This is a genomic window from Prescottella subtropica (assembly GCF_005434945.1).
GTDB classification, from domain to species: Bacteria; Actinomycetota; Actinomycetes; order Mycobacteriales; family Mycobacteriaceae; genus Prescottella; species Prescottella subtropica.
Genome location: NZ_SKCH01000015.1, coordinates 23,432 through 39,647, shown reverse-complemented (window position 1 = coordinate 39,647; position 16,216 = coordinate 23,432). Strand labels below are relative to the sequence as shown.

At 72.4% G+C, this 16,216-nt stretch carries 12 protein-coding genes; 4 read left to right on the top strand and 8 right to left on the bottom strand.

The annotated features are described in order from the left end of the window. Window positions 1-71: 71 nt before the first annotated feature. The 5 genes from rocD to eccCa form a co-directional block, all read right to left on the bottom strand. Window positions 72-1,340 (bottom strand): ornithine--oxo-acid transaminase, encoded by a 1,269-nt coding sequence (gene rocD, locus E0497_RS14010; protein ID WP_137725414.1) that lies wholly within the window; start codon window positions 1,338-1,340, stop codon window positions 72-74. A 148-nt stretch (window positions 1,341-1,488) separates the two neighbouring features. After that, window positions 1,489-1,773: a WXG100 family type VII secretion target gene (locus tag E0497_RS14005; protein ID WP_338325470.1), complete on the bottom strand. Its 285-nt coding sequence runs from the start codon at window positions 1,771-1,773 to the stop codon at window positions 1,489-1,491. A gap of 38 nt (window positions 1,774-1,811) precedes the next feature. Then, window positions 1,812-2,126 carry a WXG100 family type VII secretion target gene (locus E0497_RS14000; RefSeq protein ID WP_137725413.1) on the bottom strand — a complete coding sequence of 105 codons (315 nt, stop codon included), beginning with the start codon at window positions 2,124-2,126 and terminating at the stop codon, window positions 1,812-1,814. Window positions 2,127-2,266: 140 nt separating this feature from the next. Beyond that, window positions 2,267-3,523 (bottom strand): type VII secretion-associated protein, encoded by a 1,257-nt coding sequence (locus tag E0497_RS13995; RefSeq protein ID WP_137725412.1) that lies wholly within the window; start codon window positions 3,521-3,523, stop codon window positions 2,267-2,269. Continuing rightward, entirely contained in the window at window positions 3,520-7,521 is a 4,002-nt protein-coding gene (eccCa, locus tag E0497_RS13990; protein WP_137725411.1) for a type VII secretion protein EccCa, read from the bottom strand. The genes E0497_RS13995 and eccCa overlap by 4 nt, the downstream gene beginning before the upstream one ends. Before the next feature lie 187 nt (window positions 7,522-7,708). On the opposite strand from eccCa, the gene eccD reads away from it, so the two are divergent. Continuing rightward, window positions 7,709-9,181, top strand: coding sequence for a type VII secretion integral membrane protein EccD (gene eccD / locus E0497_RS13985; protein ID WP_241665877.1), 1,473 nt, complete (start codon window positions 7,709-7,711; stop codon window positions 9,179-9,181). Between the two features lie 8 nt (window positions 9,182-9,189). After that, window positions 9,190-10,578 carry a type VII secretion-associated serine protease mycosin gene (gene mycP, locus E0497_RS13980; RefSeq protein ID WP_137725409.1) on the top strand — a complete coding sequence of 463 codons (1,389 nt, stop codon included), beginning with the start codon at window positions 9,190-9,192 and terminating at the stop codon, window positions 10,576-10,578. Between the two features lie 38 nt (window positions 10,579-10,616). On the opposite strand, the gene eccB is transcribed toward mycP, so the two are convergent. Beyond that, complete coding sequence (gene eccB / locus E0497_RS13975) at window positions 10,617-12,089, bottom strand: type VII secretion protein EccB (protein WP_137725408.1); 1,473 nt, start codon at window positions 12,087-12,089, stop codon at window positions 10,617-10,619. Window positions 12,090-12,227: 138 nt separating this feature from the next. On the opposite strand from eccB, the gene eccE reads away from it, so the two are divergent. Beyond that, complete coding sequence (gene eccE, locus E0497_RS13970; protein WP_137725407.1) at window positions 12,228-13,859, top strand: type VII secretion protein EccE; 1,632 nt, start codon at window positions 12,228-12,230, stop codon at window positions 13,857-13,859. A 3-nt stretch (window positions 13,860-13,862) separates the two neighbouring features. Here the strand turns inward: eccE and E0497_RS13965 are convergent, their stop codons facing one another. Together E0497_RS13965 and E0497_RS13960 are read right to left on the bottom strand one after the other, a co-directional pair. Then, window positions 13,863-14,417, bottom strand: coding sequence for an NADPH-dependent FMN reductase (locus E0497_RS13965; protein ID WP_137725406.1), 555 nt, complete (start codon window positions 14,415-14,417; stop codon window positions 13,863-13,865). A 23-nt stretch (window positions 14,418-14,440) separates the two neighbouring features. Further along, entirely contained in the window at window positions 14,441-15,010 is a 570-nt protein-coding gene (locus E0497_RS13960; protein ID WP_137725405.1) for a TetR/AcrR family transcriptional regulator, read from the bottom strand. Between the two features lie 62 nt (window positions 15,011-15,072). Between E0497_RS13960 and E0497_RS13955 the strand changes: the two genes are divergently transcribed. Further along, entirely contained in the window at window positions 15,073-16,215 is a 1,143-nt protein-coding gene (locus E0497_RS13955; protein WP_137725404.1) for an acyl-CoA dehydrogenase family protein, read from the top strand. Window position 16,216 lies beyond the last annotated feature (1 nt).

Sequence of the window (16,216 nt, the reverse complement as noted above, 5' to 3'; positions counted from 1 at the left end):
GCACCCGCGAAAGACGACACGCCGACTGTGAACGATACCGGCCCGACCGGAGCCGGGTCAAAACCGCCCGGCTACCCGGTGAGGGCGTCCGCGAACCGTTCGACCGCCCACGTCAGATCGTCACGGTCGATCACCAGCGGCGGCGCGATCCGGATCGTGCCCTCGTGCGCGTCCTTCGCGAGGACCCGGCGGGCCAGCAGGCGTTCGCAGATCACCCGCGCCGACGGCTGCCCGGGCGCCAGGTCGATCCCGGCCCACAGTCCCCGGCCACGCACCTCCCCGACCCGGTCCGCGGGCAGCTGCGCCAGCAACTCGTGCAGGTGCCGTCCGAGGTCGCGGCTGCGCTGCTGGTAGACGCCCGTCTCGAGTAGTCGGACGACGGCGCTGCCGACCGCACACGCCAGCGGGTTGCCGCCGAACGTGCTGCCGTGCTGCCCGGGACCGATTACGTCCATCACGTCCCGGTTCGCGGCCACCGCCGACACCGGTAGGAGGCCGCCGCCGAGCGCCTTGCCGAGGATGTAGACGTCCGGGACCACGTTCTCGTGGTCGCACGCGAACGTCTCCCCCGTGCGGCCCAGGCCGCTCTGGATCTCGTCGGCGAGCATCAGGATGCCGTACTCGTCGCACAGCCGGCGGACCCCGGCGAGATAGCCGTCCGGCGGCACCCGCACCCCCGCCTCCCCCTGGATCGGTTCGACGAGGACCGCGACGGTGTGCTCGGTGATCGCGTCGGCCAGCGCGTCGAGGCTGCCGTAGGCGACGGTCGGGAACCCGGGTGGGAACGGCCCGAAACCACCGCGGGCGTCCGGGTCGGTGGAGAACCCGACGATGCCGATGGTGCGGCCGTGGAAATTGTCGGCGCACGTGACGATCTCGGCACGACCGTCCGGGACACTCTTGACGTCGTACCCCCACTTGCGGGCGAGTTTGAGGGCGGTTTCGACGGCTTCGGCGCCGGTGTTCATCGGCAGCACCGCGTCCTTGCCGCACAGTCGGGCGACGTCCGTGCAGAACTCGGCGAACCGGTCGTGCTGGAAGGCCCGGCCGGTCAGGGTGAGCGTGCCGAGCTGATCGCGGGCGACGGCGACCAGCTCCGGGTGGGCGTGCCCGAAGTTCAACGCCGAGTAGCCGGCCAGCACATCGAGGTAGTCGACGCCGTCGATACCGCGCACCCACGCCCCCGCACCGGAGGCGATCACCACCTGCAGCGGACTGTAGTTGTGGGCGCTGTGCCGGTCGGCCCGGTCGAGTTCGGCCGCGGTCCCGGCCGTCACCGGCACGAGCGCGGTACCGGATCGGATATCGGAGCCGGTGTCGTGTCGGGGTCCGGTCGTCATGCGGTCACCTCCCGGTTCGGCGCTGCACGCCATGCCATTCGGTCCCGTCAGTATCCGCCCGCCGCGACCGGTCGGCAATCGGTTCCCGGACAGACGTGTGCCCCGACGGCTCTCCCCCGTCGGGGCACACGGTCTCGGGTCGCGGCGGTTACGCCCAGCTGTTGGCGGCGGCGGTGTTCACCTGCTGCATGTCGGCGTTGCCCTGGCCGACGACCCGGCCGACCGCGTCGAGGATCTGGTTGAGTTCGAGCGCGGCGGCATCCCACTTGGCCTGCTGTGCCTGGTAGGCCTCCGACGCCGACCCCTCCCACTCGCCGACCATCGGCGCGATGTGCGTCTTCAGGTCGTCGAGCTTGCCGTTCATCTGGGCCTGGATGGAATCGATCCGAAGCTTGAGCGCTTCGATCTGCCCGAACGAGTAACGCATGGTCATGACTGCTCCTGTGTGTGCGGTGGTGCGGTTCGGGTGACTCAGACGTTCAGGCTGCTCGCCACGTTGTTCAGCGAACTCGTGTGATCCTGCTGCGCCCCGTCGAACGAGACGCTGTTCGACCTGATGTTCTCGCCGATCGCCTCGAGGGCCTGGTTCAACTTGACGGCATTGGCATCCCACCGCTCCATGAGGCTCTGGAACGCGAGCGCGGCGGAACCCTCCCAGCCGCCGCGGATCCCGTCCACCTCACCCTTGAGGGTGCTCAGCAGACCCTGGATCTCGGTTCGCACGTCACCGACACGACGCGCGGTGGCGTCCATCGTTTCGACGGTGGTCCTCATCTGATCGCTCACTTCGACTCCTTCGGTGTCCTCTGCGTCCGTCCCATCGATCCCCCCCGGGGAGTCGTCTCGGTCGGTTCGCGCCTACATGTGGTTGGACGCGGCCACCGGCCGATTCGGTTCCGTCCGTTCCGAAATTTCTTTTCCGCCGCTCATGTCGGGGTGACGGCGATGCTGCGCACCGCCTGCGCGCAGTCACCGGCGAGCAGCTCCCACCCGTCCCCGGTGTACTGGCAGCCGACGCTCACCTGCACCCCGTCCTCGACGAGCACGTGCCAGCGCACCCGCGAATCGTCCTGTGGCGATTCGACGTACGTGACGCCCGGTCGGCCGCCGACGTCCGCCGCCGGATCGAAGTCGCCGAACGGCCCGTCCGGACCGCGTTCGGCGATCTTCCGCTCCAGGGCCGCGGCCACCGTGTCCCGGTCGGTGCCGTCGTCCACGTCGGTGGCGACCACGGTGATGCGGCGGCCCGCCGCACCCCGCGGAACGAGGTCGAGACGGTTCCCGGTGGACTGTTGCACCTCCCACGGCGGCGGCAGCGTGACGCTCGCGCCGCCGACCGTGAAGTTCCGCAGCGGGTCCGCGGCCTGCCCGGCCGTGACCGGCGCGCTCGAAGGCCCGGCCGGCTCCCGGAACGAGACGACGGCGGCCACACCCGCACCGCCCGCCACGACGGCCCCGGCCGTGACCGCGGCGAGCAGGACACGGCGGGTCGTCCGGGGTGCCGGACGGGGCACCGGGTCGGTCCACGGCGCCGGGCGCTCCACCGGCAGCGTCCGCGGCCGGGTCGGCGCCAGGAGCGCCGGCGGGGGCACGGTGACGATCGTGGAACCGAGTGCACCGGTGAGGATCCCGAGTGTGCCGTCGTCGACCTCACCGGCGACGACGACGTCGAACCGCCGATCTCCCGCGACCGCCCGGACCAGCTCCGCGAGGGTGGGCACCGTGGCCGGGTCGTCGCGCAGGTCGAGAGCGCCGACGTCCGAGGCGAGTTCGCACGCGAGCAGGCGCGGGCCGTGCTCGCCGCCGTCCTCGACGAGGGTCGCGGTGGTCGACAGTTCGCGGCATTCGAGGATCACCCGGCAGGCGCCCGGTGCCGGCGGCGGCGCCGCGAGCGCGACCGGGGTCGAGGTCACGTGCTGGGTGCAGTGCCGGGCGGCCGCCTCGAGCACTCCGCGGCGCGGCGCACCCCAGTGCGACGGGTGCAGCACCGTCAACTCGGGCACGAATCCGGTTCCGCCGAGCGCCTGCCCGAGTGTGCGGTGCAGGACCGCGGCGAGCAGATCCCCGGTGGACGCGTCGTCGATGCCGTCCAGGCAGTCCCGGACCGCCGGATCCGGGACCCGCACCACTCCCGTCGGCCCGGCCACCCAGACCGCGCCGGCACCGAGGTACACACGGGTCACAGCGGCGGCAGCCAGGCCGTCTGCACCAGCGACGTGCCGTTCCTCGTCACGAATGTTCCCCGCCCGGGCGGCATCTCGGACGGGCGGACCGTGCCGACGAGGTTGCCCTCGTCGCGGCTGCCGCTCATGACGAGGCCGGCCGGCACCAGATCGCGCAGGCGCGCGATCACCGGTTCGTACAGTGCCCGTGACGCACCGCCTGAGCGGCGGGCGATGATCAGGTGCAGTCCGAGGTCCTTGGCGTGCGCGAGGTAGTCGAGCAGCGGGGTGAGCGGGTTACCGTTCGACGTCGCGACCAGGTCGTAGTCGTCGACGACGACGTAGATCTCCGGTCCGGACCACCACGACCGCTCCCGCAACTGCTGCTGGGTGGTGTCGGGTCCGGGCATGCGGCTCGCGAGGATCCCCGCCAGATCGGTCATCATCGTCGACAGGGTCGTCGCCGACGCCGCATATCCGGCGAGGTGGTCGCCTTCGACGGCACCGAGCATGGTGCGCCGGTAGTCGCCGACGATGATCTTCGCCTGCTTCGACGTGTTCGTCTCCATGATGCCGAGGCAGATGCCGCGCAGCAGGGTGGTCTTGCCGCACGCGCCGTCACCGAACACCAGGAAATGCGGCTGGTCCGCGAAATCGAGGGACACCGGGGCCAGTTCCGCCTCGTCGAGTCCGATCGGGACGGTCAGGCACGGGCCGGTCGTCGTCTCGCGTGGTGGTGCGGCGGCGAGCAGGTCCTCGCGCGGCACCCGGTCGGGCAGCATCCGTACCCGCGGCGCCGCCGGGCCCGCGGACCGTCCGCCGATCCGGGTGACCGCGTCCAGCACCCCGGCCCCGAGGTCCGTGGTGCGGGCCTGCCCGTCCAGTCGCGGCAGCGCGATCTGCAGGTGCAGGCCGTCGCGGGTGATGCCGCGTCCCGGTCGCCCGGCCGGGACCAGCATCGCCTTCGCCCGCCCCACGTCCGAGTCGGTCGGATCACCCAGGCGCAGTTCGATTCTGGTGCCGAGCTGATCCTTGAGTGCGGGCCGGATGTCGGCCCAGCGCGGCGCCGTGACCACGACGTGCACCCCGAACGACAGACCCTGTCCGGCGAGCGCGCCGATCTGGGCTTCGAGGGCCTCGAAGTCCGACCGGATGCTCGGCCAGCCGTCGACGACGAGGAACACGTCCCCGAACGGGTCCTCGGCGACCTCCGAGGCACCCGGTTCGGCGGCACTGCTCGCCCGCAGGCTCCGGAACTGCGCCATCGATTCGACGCCGAGTTCCCGGAAGCGGCGTTCACGCCGCCGGACCAGGGCCGTCATCTCGGCGACGGTGCGCCGCACCAGGTCGACGTCGAGTCGGTTCGCGACCGAGCCCACGTGTGGCAGCCCGGACAGTCCGGCGAGGGTGCCGCCACCGAAGTCGAGGCAGTAGAACTGGGCCTGCCGCGGCGTGTGGGTCGCGGCGGTCGCCAGGATCAGGGTGCGCAGCAGCGTCGATTTGCCGGACTGCGGTCCACCGACGATCGCGACGTTGCCGGTGGCCCCGGCCAGGTCGACGACGAGCAGGTCCCGGCGCTGGTCGTAGGGCCGGTCGATCACGCCGATCGGCGCTCGCAGAGTGGCTCCCGCCGCAGGTTCCGGTACCGGCGGCAGGATCTCTTCCAGTGTCGGGGCGATGTCGAGCGGCGGCAGCCACACCTCGTGGGCGGCCGGACCGCGCCCGCGGATCCGGCCGACGAGCACCTCGAGCAGCGACCGCGGATCAGGGTCGACGTCCGCTGCCGGTTCCGGGTCGGGTTCCGGGTCGACCGGCAGCACCGCCGGCGGGGCCGCGGGCAGCGCGACGGGGGCCGCGGTGAACGGCAACAGACGGAGGTCGGTGTCACCGGCGGTCTCGGCGACGGTACGTCGGGTGCGTTCGGGTTCGTAGGGGCCGGACACGTACGACGCCTGGAACCGGACGATCTCCGCGGAGTCGCACTTGAGGTAGCCGGCCCCCGGCGACGCCGGCAGATGGTAGGCGTCGGGGACGCCGAGGACGGTGCGGGATTCGTTGGCCGAGAACGTCTTCAACCCGATCCGGTACGACAGGTGGGAGTCCAGGCCGCGGAGCTTGCCCTCCTCGAGGCGCTGACTCGCGAGCAGCAGGTGCATGTGCAGTGACCGTCCGAGGCGGCCGATCGCGACGAACAGTTCCGCGAATTCCGGCTGCTGGCTGAGGAGTTCGGAGAATTCGTCGACGACGACGAACAGTGCGGGCAGCGGCGCCAGGTCGGCCCCGGCGCTGCGCGCCTTCTCGTAGTCGGTGACGTTCGCGAAGTTACCGGCGGCGCGCAGGAGTTCCTGCCGGCGGTTCATCTCGCCGGCGAGTGCGTCCTTCATCCGGTCGACCATCGCGAGTTCGTCGGCCAGGTTGGTGATGACGGCCGCGACGTGCGGCGCCGATTCGAGGCCGAGGAACGTCGCCCCGCCCTTGAAGTCGACCAGCACGAGGTTGAGTGCGTCCGGGGAATGCGTCGCGATCAGCCCGAGGACGAGGGTGCGCAGGAATTCGGACTTGCCGGAGCCGGTGGCGCCGATGCACAGCCCGTGCGGGCCCATGCCGTTCTGGGCCGCCTCCTTCAGGTCGAGTTCGACGGGGTTGCCGTCGACGCCGATGCCGATCGGCACCCGCAGTCGGTCCCGTCCGGAGCGGGGTACCCACGCGACGGCCGGGTCGAACCGGTCGACGTCCCCGACACCCAGCAGGCGGGTCCAGCCGGCCGCGACCGGGACCCCGTCGTCTGCGGCGACGTCGGCGGGGCCGGACGAGACCCGGTACGGCGCGAGCCGTCTCGACGCGGCCAGCGCCTGCGCGACGGTGAGCGTGTCCGCGGTCGCGAACGTCTCCACCCCGACCCCGCTGCGGGCGCCGAGCGATCCGTTCTCGGTCACCAGTTGCAGCCCGCGGGTGGCGGCCAGTCGCGGACAGTACCCGCTCAGGTCGACGACGGTCACCGAATCCAGGCCGCCGTCGGTGACGACGCCGCTGTCCCCGTCGAGGATGCCGCCGTCCACGACGACGACGATCTGCGGCACCCCCGCCGTGGGCGGTGCACTGCGGGAGAACCGTCCCCGCATCGCGAACTGCTGCCCCAGCGCGGTTTCCAGTTCGAGAACCGACCCGTACACCATGCGTGCCGGGCCCACCCCGTCGACGACGTCCGGATGCTGCGTGTGCGGCAGCCACTTCACCCAGTCCCACTCGGCCGCGGTGTCGGGGCCGCACACGACCGCGACCTGAACCTGGTCGGGGCCGTGGAACGTGCACAGTTGGATCAGCACGGACCGGAGCAGCGCGCGGGCCGCGTCGCGGTCGCCGTCGACGGAGAGCGCCGCGAATCCGCGCAGCGACACCGCCGTCGGCAGGTCCGGGACCACCGAGTGGGCGCGCACGAACCGGCGCAGCGACACCGCGGACACCGGTTCGAGGTCCTCGACCGGCCCGGTCTCGGGCGGCACCAGCCGGGTCGCCAGCCGCTGGCTGCCCAGCCCCACCCGCACGTGGCAGTAGTCCGCGTCGGTGCTGCGGCGCTCCCACATCCGGACGGTGCCGGCGAGTGTCCACACCGTGTCGGGGTCGGGGTGGCTCCAGTCGAGGGCGCGGCGCTGCTGCCGTCCGGTGTCGATCGCGTCGCGGCGCAACTGGTCGAGATACCGCAGATAGTCCTTGCGGTCCGCGTTCGTCTCCGCGGCCTTCGCCCCACCGCCGCGCCCCGATCCGGCCATCATGCCGACCATCGAGACCAGCATCATCACCGGGAACATCAGCGCCATCGGGTTGCGCGCCATCCCGGACGTGAACATCAACGCGACCATGCCGATCATCGCCGCGACCATCACGACGGGCAGCAGCTTGGTCACCAGGCTGCCCGGCGTGATCCGCGGGATCTCGGGTGGAGTCTGCAGACTCACCTCACCGCCCGGCGTCCGCGGCGCCTCACGACGTGCGCGGCGCACGAAATGCACCGTCCCCATGCTTCCACCCCCAGAAGACTGCGAGCCGCCCCCCACGGGCTTGCATGACTCGCGACACGAGAAGCTACCGCACGCCGCCGACAATGCACACGGTGGAGGGGGACCTCGGGTAACAGGTACAGTGCCGGGAGTTCGAGACGAGCGACACGGATGGGGGATCCGGTCGCCGGAATCCGGGGGGATCATCGTGACAATTGTCGACACCACGCACAGCGGTACCGGTAGCGGCGGGACGCGGGAGCGATCCGATCTCGTCCGGTTGACGGTGCTTGCGCCGCACACCCAGATCGATCTGGCCCTGCCGGGGTCGGTGCCCGTCGAGCTCCTCGTGCCCGGGATCGCGGATCTGGTGCGGAAACACAGCGACGCCAACGACTTCGACGCCGGGCAGGAATGCACCGAACCGGCCCGGTGGGTGCTGTCCCGGCTCGGGACGCCGCCGTTGTCCCCGGCGCTGAGCCTGCACGAGCACGGGGTCCTCGACGGTGAGGTGCTCGTGTTCGGCGGCCTCGCGACGGCACCGCCGCCGCCACTGTTCGACGACGTCATGTACAACGTCGCGGTCGCCGACACCGATCACACGCACCCGTGGACGCCGCGGACGGCACGGTTGACCGGGTGTGCGCTGGCGGTCGTGGCCGCCGCCGCGGGGGCACTCGCGCTGCTGCAGGTCGACGGGGCCGCCGCGACGATCGTCGGTGCGGTCGCGGCGCTGCTCGTCGCGGTGCTGCTCGTGGTCGCGGGGGTCGTCGTCGGACGCGTCTACCGCGATTCCGGGGCGGCGGTCACCCTCGGTGCCGCCGCACTGCCGGTCGCGTTCGCGGCCGGGGTGCTGGCGGTGCCGGGCGATCGGGGTGCACCGCACCTCCTGCTGGGGTGTGTCGCGGCCGGGACCGCCGCGGTCCTGGCGCTGCGGGCGTCCGGGGTCGGGCACACGGTGTTCACCGCGGCGGCGACGGTATCCCTGTTCGGGGCGGTGGCCGCCCTCGGCGGCACCCTCACCGGGCAGACGCCCCGCACGATCGGTGCGCTCCTCGCGTGCGCCGCACTGCTCGGGTTGGCCGCGTCGCCGCGGGTCGCGATGCTGGTCGCGAAGCTGCCGTTGCCGCCGGTTCCGGCGCCGGGCACCGCGATCGACCCGGGCGAGGACGTCACCGACGGCCCCGACAGCGCGCTGCCGTCGTTCGCGTCCGTCGAGGCGCGGGCCGAGCGGGCCCGACGGGTCCTCACCGGCCTGGTGTGCGCGACGGCGCTGCTGACCGGTATCGGCGCGCTCACCGCCGCCGCCCCGTCCAACGATCGCGGGATCTCTTGGCCCGCAGTCGCTCTCGCGGTCGCGTCGGCCGCGGTGCTGATGTTCCGCGGCCGCACGTATACGGCCGCCCAGCAGGCGGTGCCACTGGTCGCCGGGGGTGCGACGATCCTCGTGCTGCTGGGTGTCGGGGCCGCGGTCACCGTCCCCGGGGCGGCGCTCGGCGTGTTCGCGGTGGCGGCGGTGGCCGTCGTCGCGGGACTGGTGCTCGGCATCGTCACCCCGAATCGATCGTTCTCCCCCGTGCAGCGCCGGGCCGCCGAACTGGTGGACTACGCCGCGATCGCGGCGATCGTCCCCCTGGCGTGCTGGGCGTCGGGACTGTTCGCCGCCGTCCGCGGTCTGTGAGGTCCGCCGTGACCGCACGCCTCGTCCGGCCCGCTCTGGCCGCCGTCGCCGCCGTGCTCGTCGCCGCCGCCACCCCGTTCGGGGTTTCCGGCGCAGTGACCCCGCCCCCGATCGATCCGTCCCGGCTGCCGCCGCCGTCAGCACCCGCACCGCTCGCCCCGACCGAACAGCGGGCGGCGTGCACACTCGTCGTGCCGATGGCCGACGAGTCGGACGTGCCGCTGCCGCAACGGTCCCTCGACTTCACGTCGGTGTGGCCGCTGACGCGGGGGCAGGGCCAGGTGGTGGCTGTCATCGACACCGGTGTCGCCGCGCATCCGCGGCTGCCGGGGCTCACCGGCGGTGGCGACTACGTCGGGACCGGCGACGGGGTCGGCGACTGCGACGCGCACGGCACGATCGTCGCCGGGTTGATCGCGGCGGCGCCGGTGGCCTCGTCCGGGTTCACCGGCGGCGCCCCGGACGCACGGATCGTCTCGATCCGGCAGTCGAGTGCCGCATTCACCGAGGTCTCGCGCCGGGTCGACCCGGCGGATTCCGCCAACTCGAGCGGCTACGGCAACACGCAGACCATGGCGATGGCGATCCGACGAGCCGCCGACCTGGGCGCGACGGTCGTCAACATCTCGGAGGTGGCGTGCCGGCCCGCCTCGGACGGGGTCTCCGACCAGGCACTCGGCGCCGCCGTCCAGTACGCGGCCACGGTGAAGAACGTGGTGATCGTGGCGGCCGCCGGCAACTACCGGTCCGGCGGGTGCGCGGCCCAGAATCCGCCGCCCGATCCGCTGCACCCGTCCGCCGACCCGTGGGATGCGGTCACGACGATCGCGACCCCCGCCTGGTACGACGACTACGTGCTCACCGTCGGCTCGGTGGACCCGGACGGGTCGCCGTCGGAGTTCAGTCTCGGTGGGCCGTGGGTGGATGTCGCGGCCCCCGGTACCGGCATGGTCTCACTCAGCCCGGGTGGGCGCGGCCAGACCCGGCAGTGGCTCACCGGCCAGGGTGAGGCACGGTCGTTCGACGGGACCAGTTTCGCGGCGCCGCTGGTCGCCGCGACGGCGGCGCTGGTGCGGGCCCGGTATCCGCAGCTGTCCGCGCAGCAGGTGATCGCACGGATCGAGGCGACCGCGCACGCGCCGGCCGAGGGCTGGAATCCGTACGTCGGGCACGGTGTGATCGATCCGCTCGCGGCGGTGACCGCCGACCTTCCCGCCGAGGCTGCCGCGGCGGGCACGTACCCGGCCCGGTCGACGACGATCGCGGCCCCGCCGGAGCCGCCCCGGCCGGACACCCGGCCCCGGACCGTGGCGCTGGCCGCGACGGGGGCTGTGGCGGTGGTGGCGGTGCTGGGTGTGCTCGCCTCGTTTCCGCTGCGGCGGCGCCGCAACATGTAACTGTCGGCGGCGCCGCAACATGTAGCAACATGTAACTGTCAGTTCCCGGCGGCGATCGGGGCGGGTGCCGTGTCGGGCGCGATCCCGTCGTGTGCGACGAGTGCCTGCGCGCGGCCGAGGGACGGTCCGGGGGCGAGGAGGTCGACGATCCGCCACGGTGCGGGCGCCCCGGGGGTCTCGAAGCCGAGGGCTGTCGCGGCGTCGGTGTCGGTGATGCCGTAGCGGACGCCGGTGTCGGCGACGAAGAACAGTCCGCCTTGACGTGCGCTGCCGGATTCGAGTCCGGTCGTCTGCACGAATCCGCCGCTGCCGGGCCGCACGTAGGCGGCGTCGGCGTTGTCGCCGGATCCGTCGGCCTGTGCGAGCCGGACCGGGCGGGCATCGTCGGGCACGGGCAGGGTCCGTCCCGCCGACAGGGTCAGGTCGGCGTCGACGCGGCCGGAGCCGTCCCCGGCGGCGGCCGCGCGGGGTGTCCACGTCAGGCAGCCGACGGATCGGTCGGCGGTGACGAGGCGGGGTGGGACGTCCGGGAACGAGTCGACGTCGAGGTCGTGCACGGTGGGCGCGCCGGACAGTGCGTCGGGGGCGACGGTGGGCACCTCCGAATGTCCCTGCGAGTCGGTGAAGTGAAGCAGCAGCGCCGTCGCCTCTCCCACTTCCTGGATGCCGTCGCGGAGGACCACGTAGTGGTGGGGTTCGTTGCCGCGCATGACCTTCACGACGGAACCGATTGTCCGGCCTGCTGTTTCGTAGGTGGGTCGGCCTCCGATGCCGGGGACAGTGGGGGCGGTGATCGCCGATGCCTCCGGGATCGCGTTGAGCAGGCCCCGGCTGATCGGACGCGGCCGCGCCCCCTCGAGTCCGAGCGCCCGGGTGACGCCGCGGTCGGTGAGGTCGACGGCGGCGCGGCGGCCGTCGTACACGAGATACGTGCGGTCGTCGTGTTCGACGAGCAGCGCGGCCCCGGCCGGGAGCGGCCCGACACGGTCGTTCCATTCGGGTTCACCGACGACGACGGTCGTTGCGGCGGTGGATGTCCCGCTGTCGGAGACGGTGTCGCACACGGTCCACGGCTCGCCGTCGGGGCCGGCGCCGGCCGGCAGCGCCGACGGCGCCCCGGGGATCCCGACGAGCGCACCCCGTGGACGGTCCCCGATCTCGGTTTCGGCGACGACGGCCGGTGTCGCGGCCTCCCCCACGATCAGCCGCGCCGACGCCAGGTTGAGCACCGGGTGCAGTGCGCCGTCCATCGCGACGAACATTGCGCCCGAATCCTTTCCGACGACGATCGCCGCGTCACCGATCTTGTCCTGCGGGCGGATCAGGGCCAGTGCCGCGCACCCGGCCAGCCCGAGGCACGCGATCACGGCCCCCACCGCGAGCGCCCGCGACTGGGACCGCATCGGGTCGTGCAGCATGCGCACGTCGCGGCGGACGAGCGCATGTTCCATGCGGCGCACGAGGAATCGGTATCCGCTGATCTGCCATCGCGTCGTCGGCTGCGCAGCCATGTTCCCTCCCCAGGAATCCCCCGAAGCGCGCTCCGACCCCCACGGTGGCACGCGCTTCGATCCCACACAGTACAGTTCGCGGATACTCACTCTTCGGCGGACGAGTTGTCCGTCTGGTTCAGGTACTGGGGAGGAACCGTGGACCATTTCCGTACCGGACGCCGTCCGTACACGTTTCCGGCCACCGTGGTGGTGGCGCAGTTGCTCGCGGTCGCGGCCGGTCTGCTCGGTGTGTGGGCCGGGTTGCCGTGGTGGGCGGCGCTCACCGTCGCCGCGGTGCTCGGTGCGGGCCTGTTCGTCCGGGTCGGGGGCCGATGGCCGCTGACCTGGGCGGTGTCGGCGTGGCGTCACCTGTGCGGGCGCCGGGCCGGGATCGGTGTCGGCGACGACTTCACCGCCGCCGGGGAGACGGTGGGCCTGCATCGGGTGGGCGGCCAGGTGCTGGCGGTCCTCGAGGTACTGCCGCCGGGCCCCGGGCCGAGCCGTCTCACCCGCGATGCCTGCATCACCGTCCCGTATCTGCCGCTGTCGTCGCTCGCGGACTGTCTCGAGCAGAACGATGTCACGCTCGCCGGGATCGATGTCGTCTCCCACGGTTCCCGGACGGCGGAGGGGACGGCGGTCGCCGACGTGTACGACGCGCTGATCGGCCCGCTGCCGGCGTCGGGGCGGCGGTCGGTGTGGGTCACGCTCCGGTTCGACGTCGCCGCGAGTGCCGCGGCGGCGGCCCGTCGTGGGGGCGGCGCCGACGGCCTGTCCCGGACGGTGGCGGTCGCGGCCCGGCGGGTGATCCGCACGCTCGCCGACGCGGGTTGTCCGGCGCGGATCCTGTCGGCGTCCGAGATCGAGTCGGTGTGCGCCCGGATCTGCCGGGGCGTCCACCCGGATGCGATGGCGCGGCGCTGGGATCATGTTCCGCTCACCGGGGCCCGCCACGTCGGTGCCGTGGTCGATCCGCGCCGGTTGTCGGCGCAGTTCCTGGCGCGGGCGGTGGCGGTGCCGAGCCTCGGCACCACGCTGGCGGTGCGGATCCGGCCGGGACGGTCCGGGGCGGTGCGGGTGGGTGCGTCGGTCGGGTGGACGGTGCGGGACGGTGTCGCCCGCCCGCGCCTGCCGGGTCTGATCGTCGTGCACGGACGGCATCGGGACGCGCTGTCGGCGCTTCTGCCGGTGTCGGCACCGGAGCTCGACGGTCTCGTCCCGCTGCGCGACGTCGACCGCGGCCGGCTCGATGCCCTGCAGCTGCCCGCGACCGGATGCGGGCAGCTCGTCGGCGCGGACGTCCACGGCGATGCGGTGGCCGCGCGGCTCACCGGCCCCGGTGTCACCGACGTGTACGTGGCCGGCGAGTTGCACGTCGCGCAGCAGGTGGTGTTCCGGGCCGTCGCGACGGGTGCGCGGGTGCTGGTGCGCACCGATCGCCCGCACACGTGGGCCACGCTGGTCGGTGCGGTCGCGAACCCGATCCTGTTGCGGCTGTCCGACGACGTGCCCGGGACCGACGGGGCCGGTAGTGCCGTCGATACCGTCGTCGTCGACGGGGTGCCCGCGCCGCCGGCCCGTCCGGGGGTGACGCTCGTCCACGTCCACCCGGATCCGCGGTTGTGCCCGCCGGCTCGTCCGGACGTGGCGATCGTGCAGCCCGGCGGGTGCGGGGACCGGGTCGTGCTGACCGTCGGGGCCGTGCACCTCGAGCTGGCGGTGGTGACGATTCCGTCGGAGGTCGCGTTCGTCGGCCGGCCGACCACGGCGCTGCCGGCGCCCGTCTGACCCTCAGCCCGGGTACGGCTCCCGGTTCCGTCGTTCGCGGAGCGTGTCGGCCCACCAGGCGAGCTGGCCGAGCATCCGGTCGGCCGCATCGGCGGCGGCGCCGTCGGCGGGGTCGAAGTGCCGGCGCGCCTGGTGGAAACTGACGGCGTCCCGCACGGAGACCATGTGCAGTTCGGCGACCACCTGCCGGAGTTGTTCGACGGCGCGCAGCCCGCCGGACATGCCGCCGTATGCGACGAACCCGATCGGCTTGGCCCGCCACTGGTGTTTGACGGTGTCGAACGCGGTCTTGAGTGCCGCCGGGTAGCCGTGGTTGTACTCGCTGGTGACGACGACGAATGCGTCGGCGGCCCCGATCCGCTCGGTGAATGCGTCCACCACGGGGGACTGTGAAAGGTCCTGCGGCAGTGCATACTCCGCCAGGTCGAGGACCGCGGCCTCGAACTCGTCGTGGGCTGTCAGCCGGTCGACGAACCAGTCGGCGACCACCGGCGCGAACCGTCCGGCCCGCACGCTGCCGACGATCACCTCGAGTCGCAGGGGCACAGTCGTCGGCATGCCCCCGATCCTAGGGTCCGCGTTCAGAGCCCGCTGGTCAGCAGGACCGCGAGTTCCTGGTACGCCTCGGCGTCGTCGAGGCCGGTGGCGGCGGCGACCTGACGCTGCTGGATCCGCACCATCGCGGCGGCGGCGACGTCCCCGACGAACGCGGCGTGCGCGTCCCGCAACTCCCCGGCGGCGACACCCTCGGTGATGAGTTCCTGGACGCGGCGGGCCGCGAACCGGGTGTTGCGTTCGTAGACCTCCCGGACCGCGGAGTCGGCGGCCAGGTCCTCCATGAACCGTGCCGATGCGGGACGCAGTTGCTCCCCGACGGCCTCGAGGTAGGTGCGGATGCGTTCCCGGGCACCGGCGGCGTCGGCCAGCCGGGCCTCGACCCGGTCGGTGGCGCCGCGGAAGAAGTACACCGTCGCGGCCCGCACCAGTTGTTCCTTGCTGTCGGCGAGCCGGTAGAGCGTGGACTTCGAGCAGTGCAGGCGGGCGGCGAGTTCGTCGAGGGTGAGGTGCGCGAATCCCTCGTCGAGGATCAGTGTGACCAGGGCGTCGAACAGGGCGATGCGTCGCGCGGTCATCTTCACCGGGGTTGCCATACCCGAAACAGTACTGGAGTATCGTTGTCAGTACTACTTTCCCGATCCGCGAGGAGCGCCCCGTGCCCGTCGAACGCCTGCTGCCCACCCAGGAAGCCCACGACCTCATCGACCTCACCCGCGACGTCGCGGACAAGGTGCTCGCCCCGATCGTCGACGACTGCGAGAAGCACGAGACGTTCCCCGACGGCGTCTTCCCCGCTCTGGGCCGCGCCGGGCTGCTGAGCCTGCCGTACCCGGAGGAGTTCGGTGGCGGCGACCAGCCGTACGAGGTCTACCTGCAGGTACTCGAGGAGATCGCGGCCCGCTGGGCGGCCGTCGCCGTCGCCACCAGCGTCCACAGCCTGTCCTGCTACTCGCTGGCCACCCACGGCACCGACGAGCAGAAGGCGAAGTGGCTGCCCGACATGCTCGGCGGCGAGACCATCGGCGCCTACAGCCTGTCCGAGCCGCAGGCCGGTTCCGACGCGGCCGCGCTGGCCTGCAAGGCCACCGAGGTCGAGGGCGGCTACCGCATCAACGGCGCCAAGGCGTGGATCACCAACGGCGGTCGCGCCGACTTCTACACGCTGTTCGCCCGTACCAGCGACGAGGGCTCCCGCGGCGTCTCGTGCTTCCTCGTCCCCAAGGGCACCGAGGGTCTGAGCTTCGGCAAGCCCGAGGAGAAGATGGGCCTGCGCGCGGTCCCGACCACGTCCGCGCACTACGACGACGCCTTCGTCCCGGCCGAGCGGATGATCGGCAAGCCCGGTCAGGGTCTGCCGATCGCGTTCAGTGCACTCGACTCCGGACGTCTGGGCATCGCGGCCTGCGCGGTCGGTATCGCGCAGGGTGCGCTCGACGACGCCGTCGCCTACGCCAAGGAGCGCAAGGCGTTCGGCAAGCGGATCATCGACCACCAGGGTCTCGGCTTCGTGCTCGCCGACATGGCGGCCGCCGTCGACTCGGCCCGCGCCACCTACCTGGACGCGGCCCGCCGCCGCGACGCCGGCATGCCGTACTCGCGTCAGGCCTCGGTCGCCAAGCTCATCGCCACCGACGCGGCCATGAAGGTCACCACCGACGCCGTGCAGGTGTTCGGCGGCTACGGCTACACGCAGGACTTCCCGGTGGAGCGCTACATGCGTGAAGCGAAGATCACCCAGATCTTCGAGGGCACCAACCAGATTCAGCGTCTGGTCATCGCCCGCCAGCTCGCGAACTGAA

Bases quoted from the DNA above. Each gene is read 5' to 3' on its own strand.
- E0497_RS14005 (WP_338325470.1), bottom strand. From the start codon at position 1,773: ATGACCATGCGTTACTCGTTCGGGCAGATCGAAGCGCTCAAGCTTCGG.
- rocD (WP_137725414.1), bottom strand. From the start codon at position 1,340: ATGACGACCGGACCCCGACACGACACCGGCTCCGATATCCGATCCGGT.
- eccB (WP_137725408.1), bottom strand. From the start codon at position 12,089: ATGGCTGCGCAGCCGACGACGCGATGGCAGATCAGCGGATACCGATTC.
- E0497_RS13960 (WP_137725405.1), bottom strand. From the start codon at position 15,010: ATGGCAACCCCGGTGAAGATGACCGCGCGACGCATCGCCCTGTTCGAC.
- eccCa (WP_137725411.1), bottom strand. From the start codon at position 7,521: ATGGGGACGGTGCATTTCGTGCGCCGCGCACGTCGTGAGGCGCCGCGG.
- E0497_RS13965 (WP_137725406.1), bottom strand. From the start codon at position 14,417: ATGCCGACGACTGTGCCCCTGCGACTCGAGGTGATCGTCGGCAGCGTG.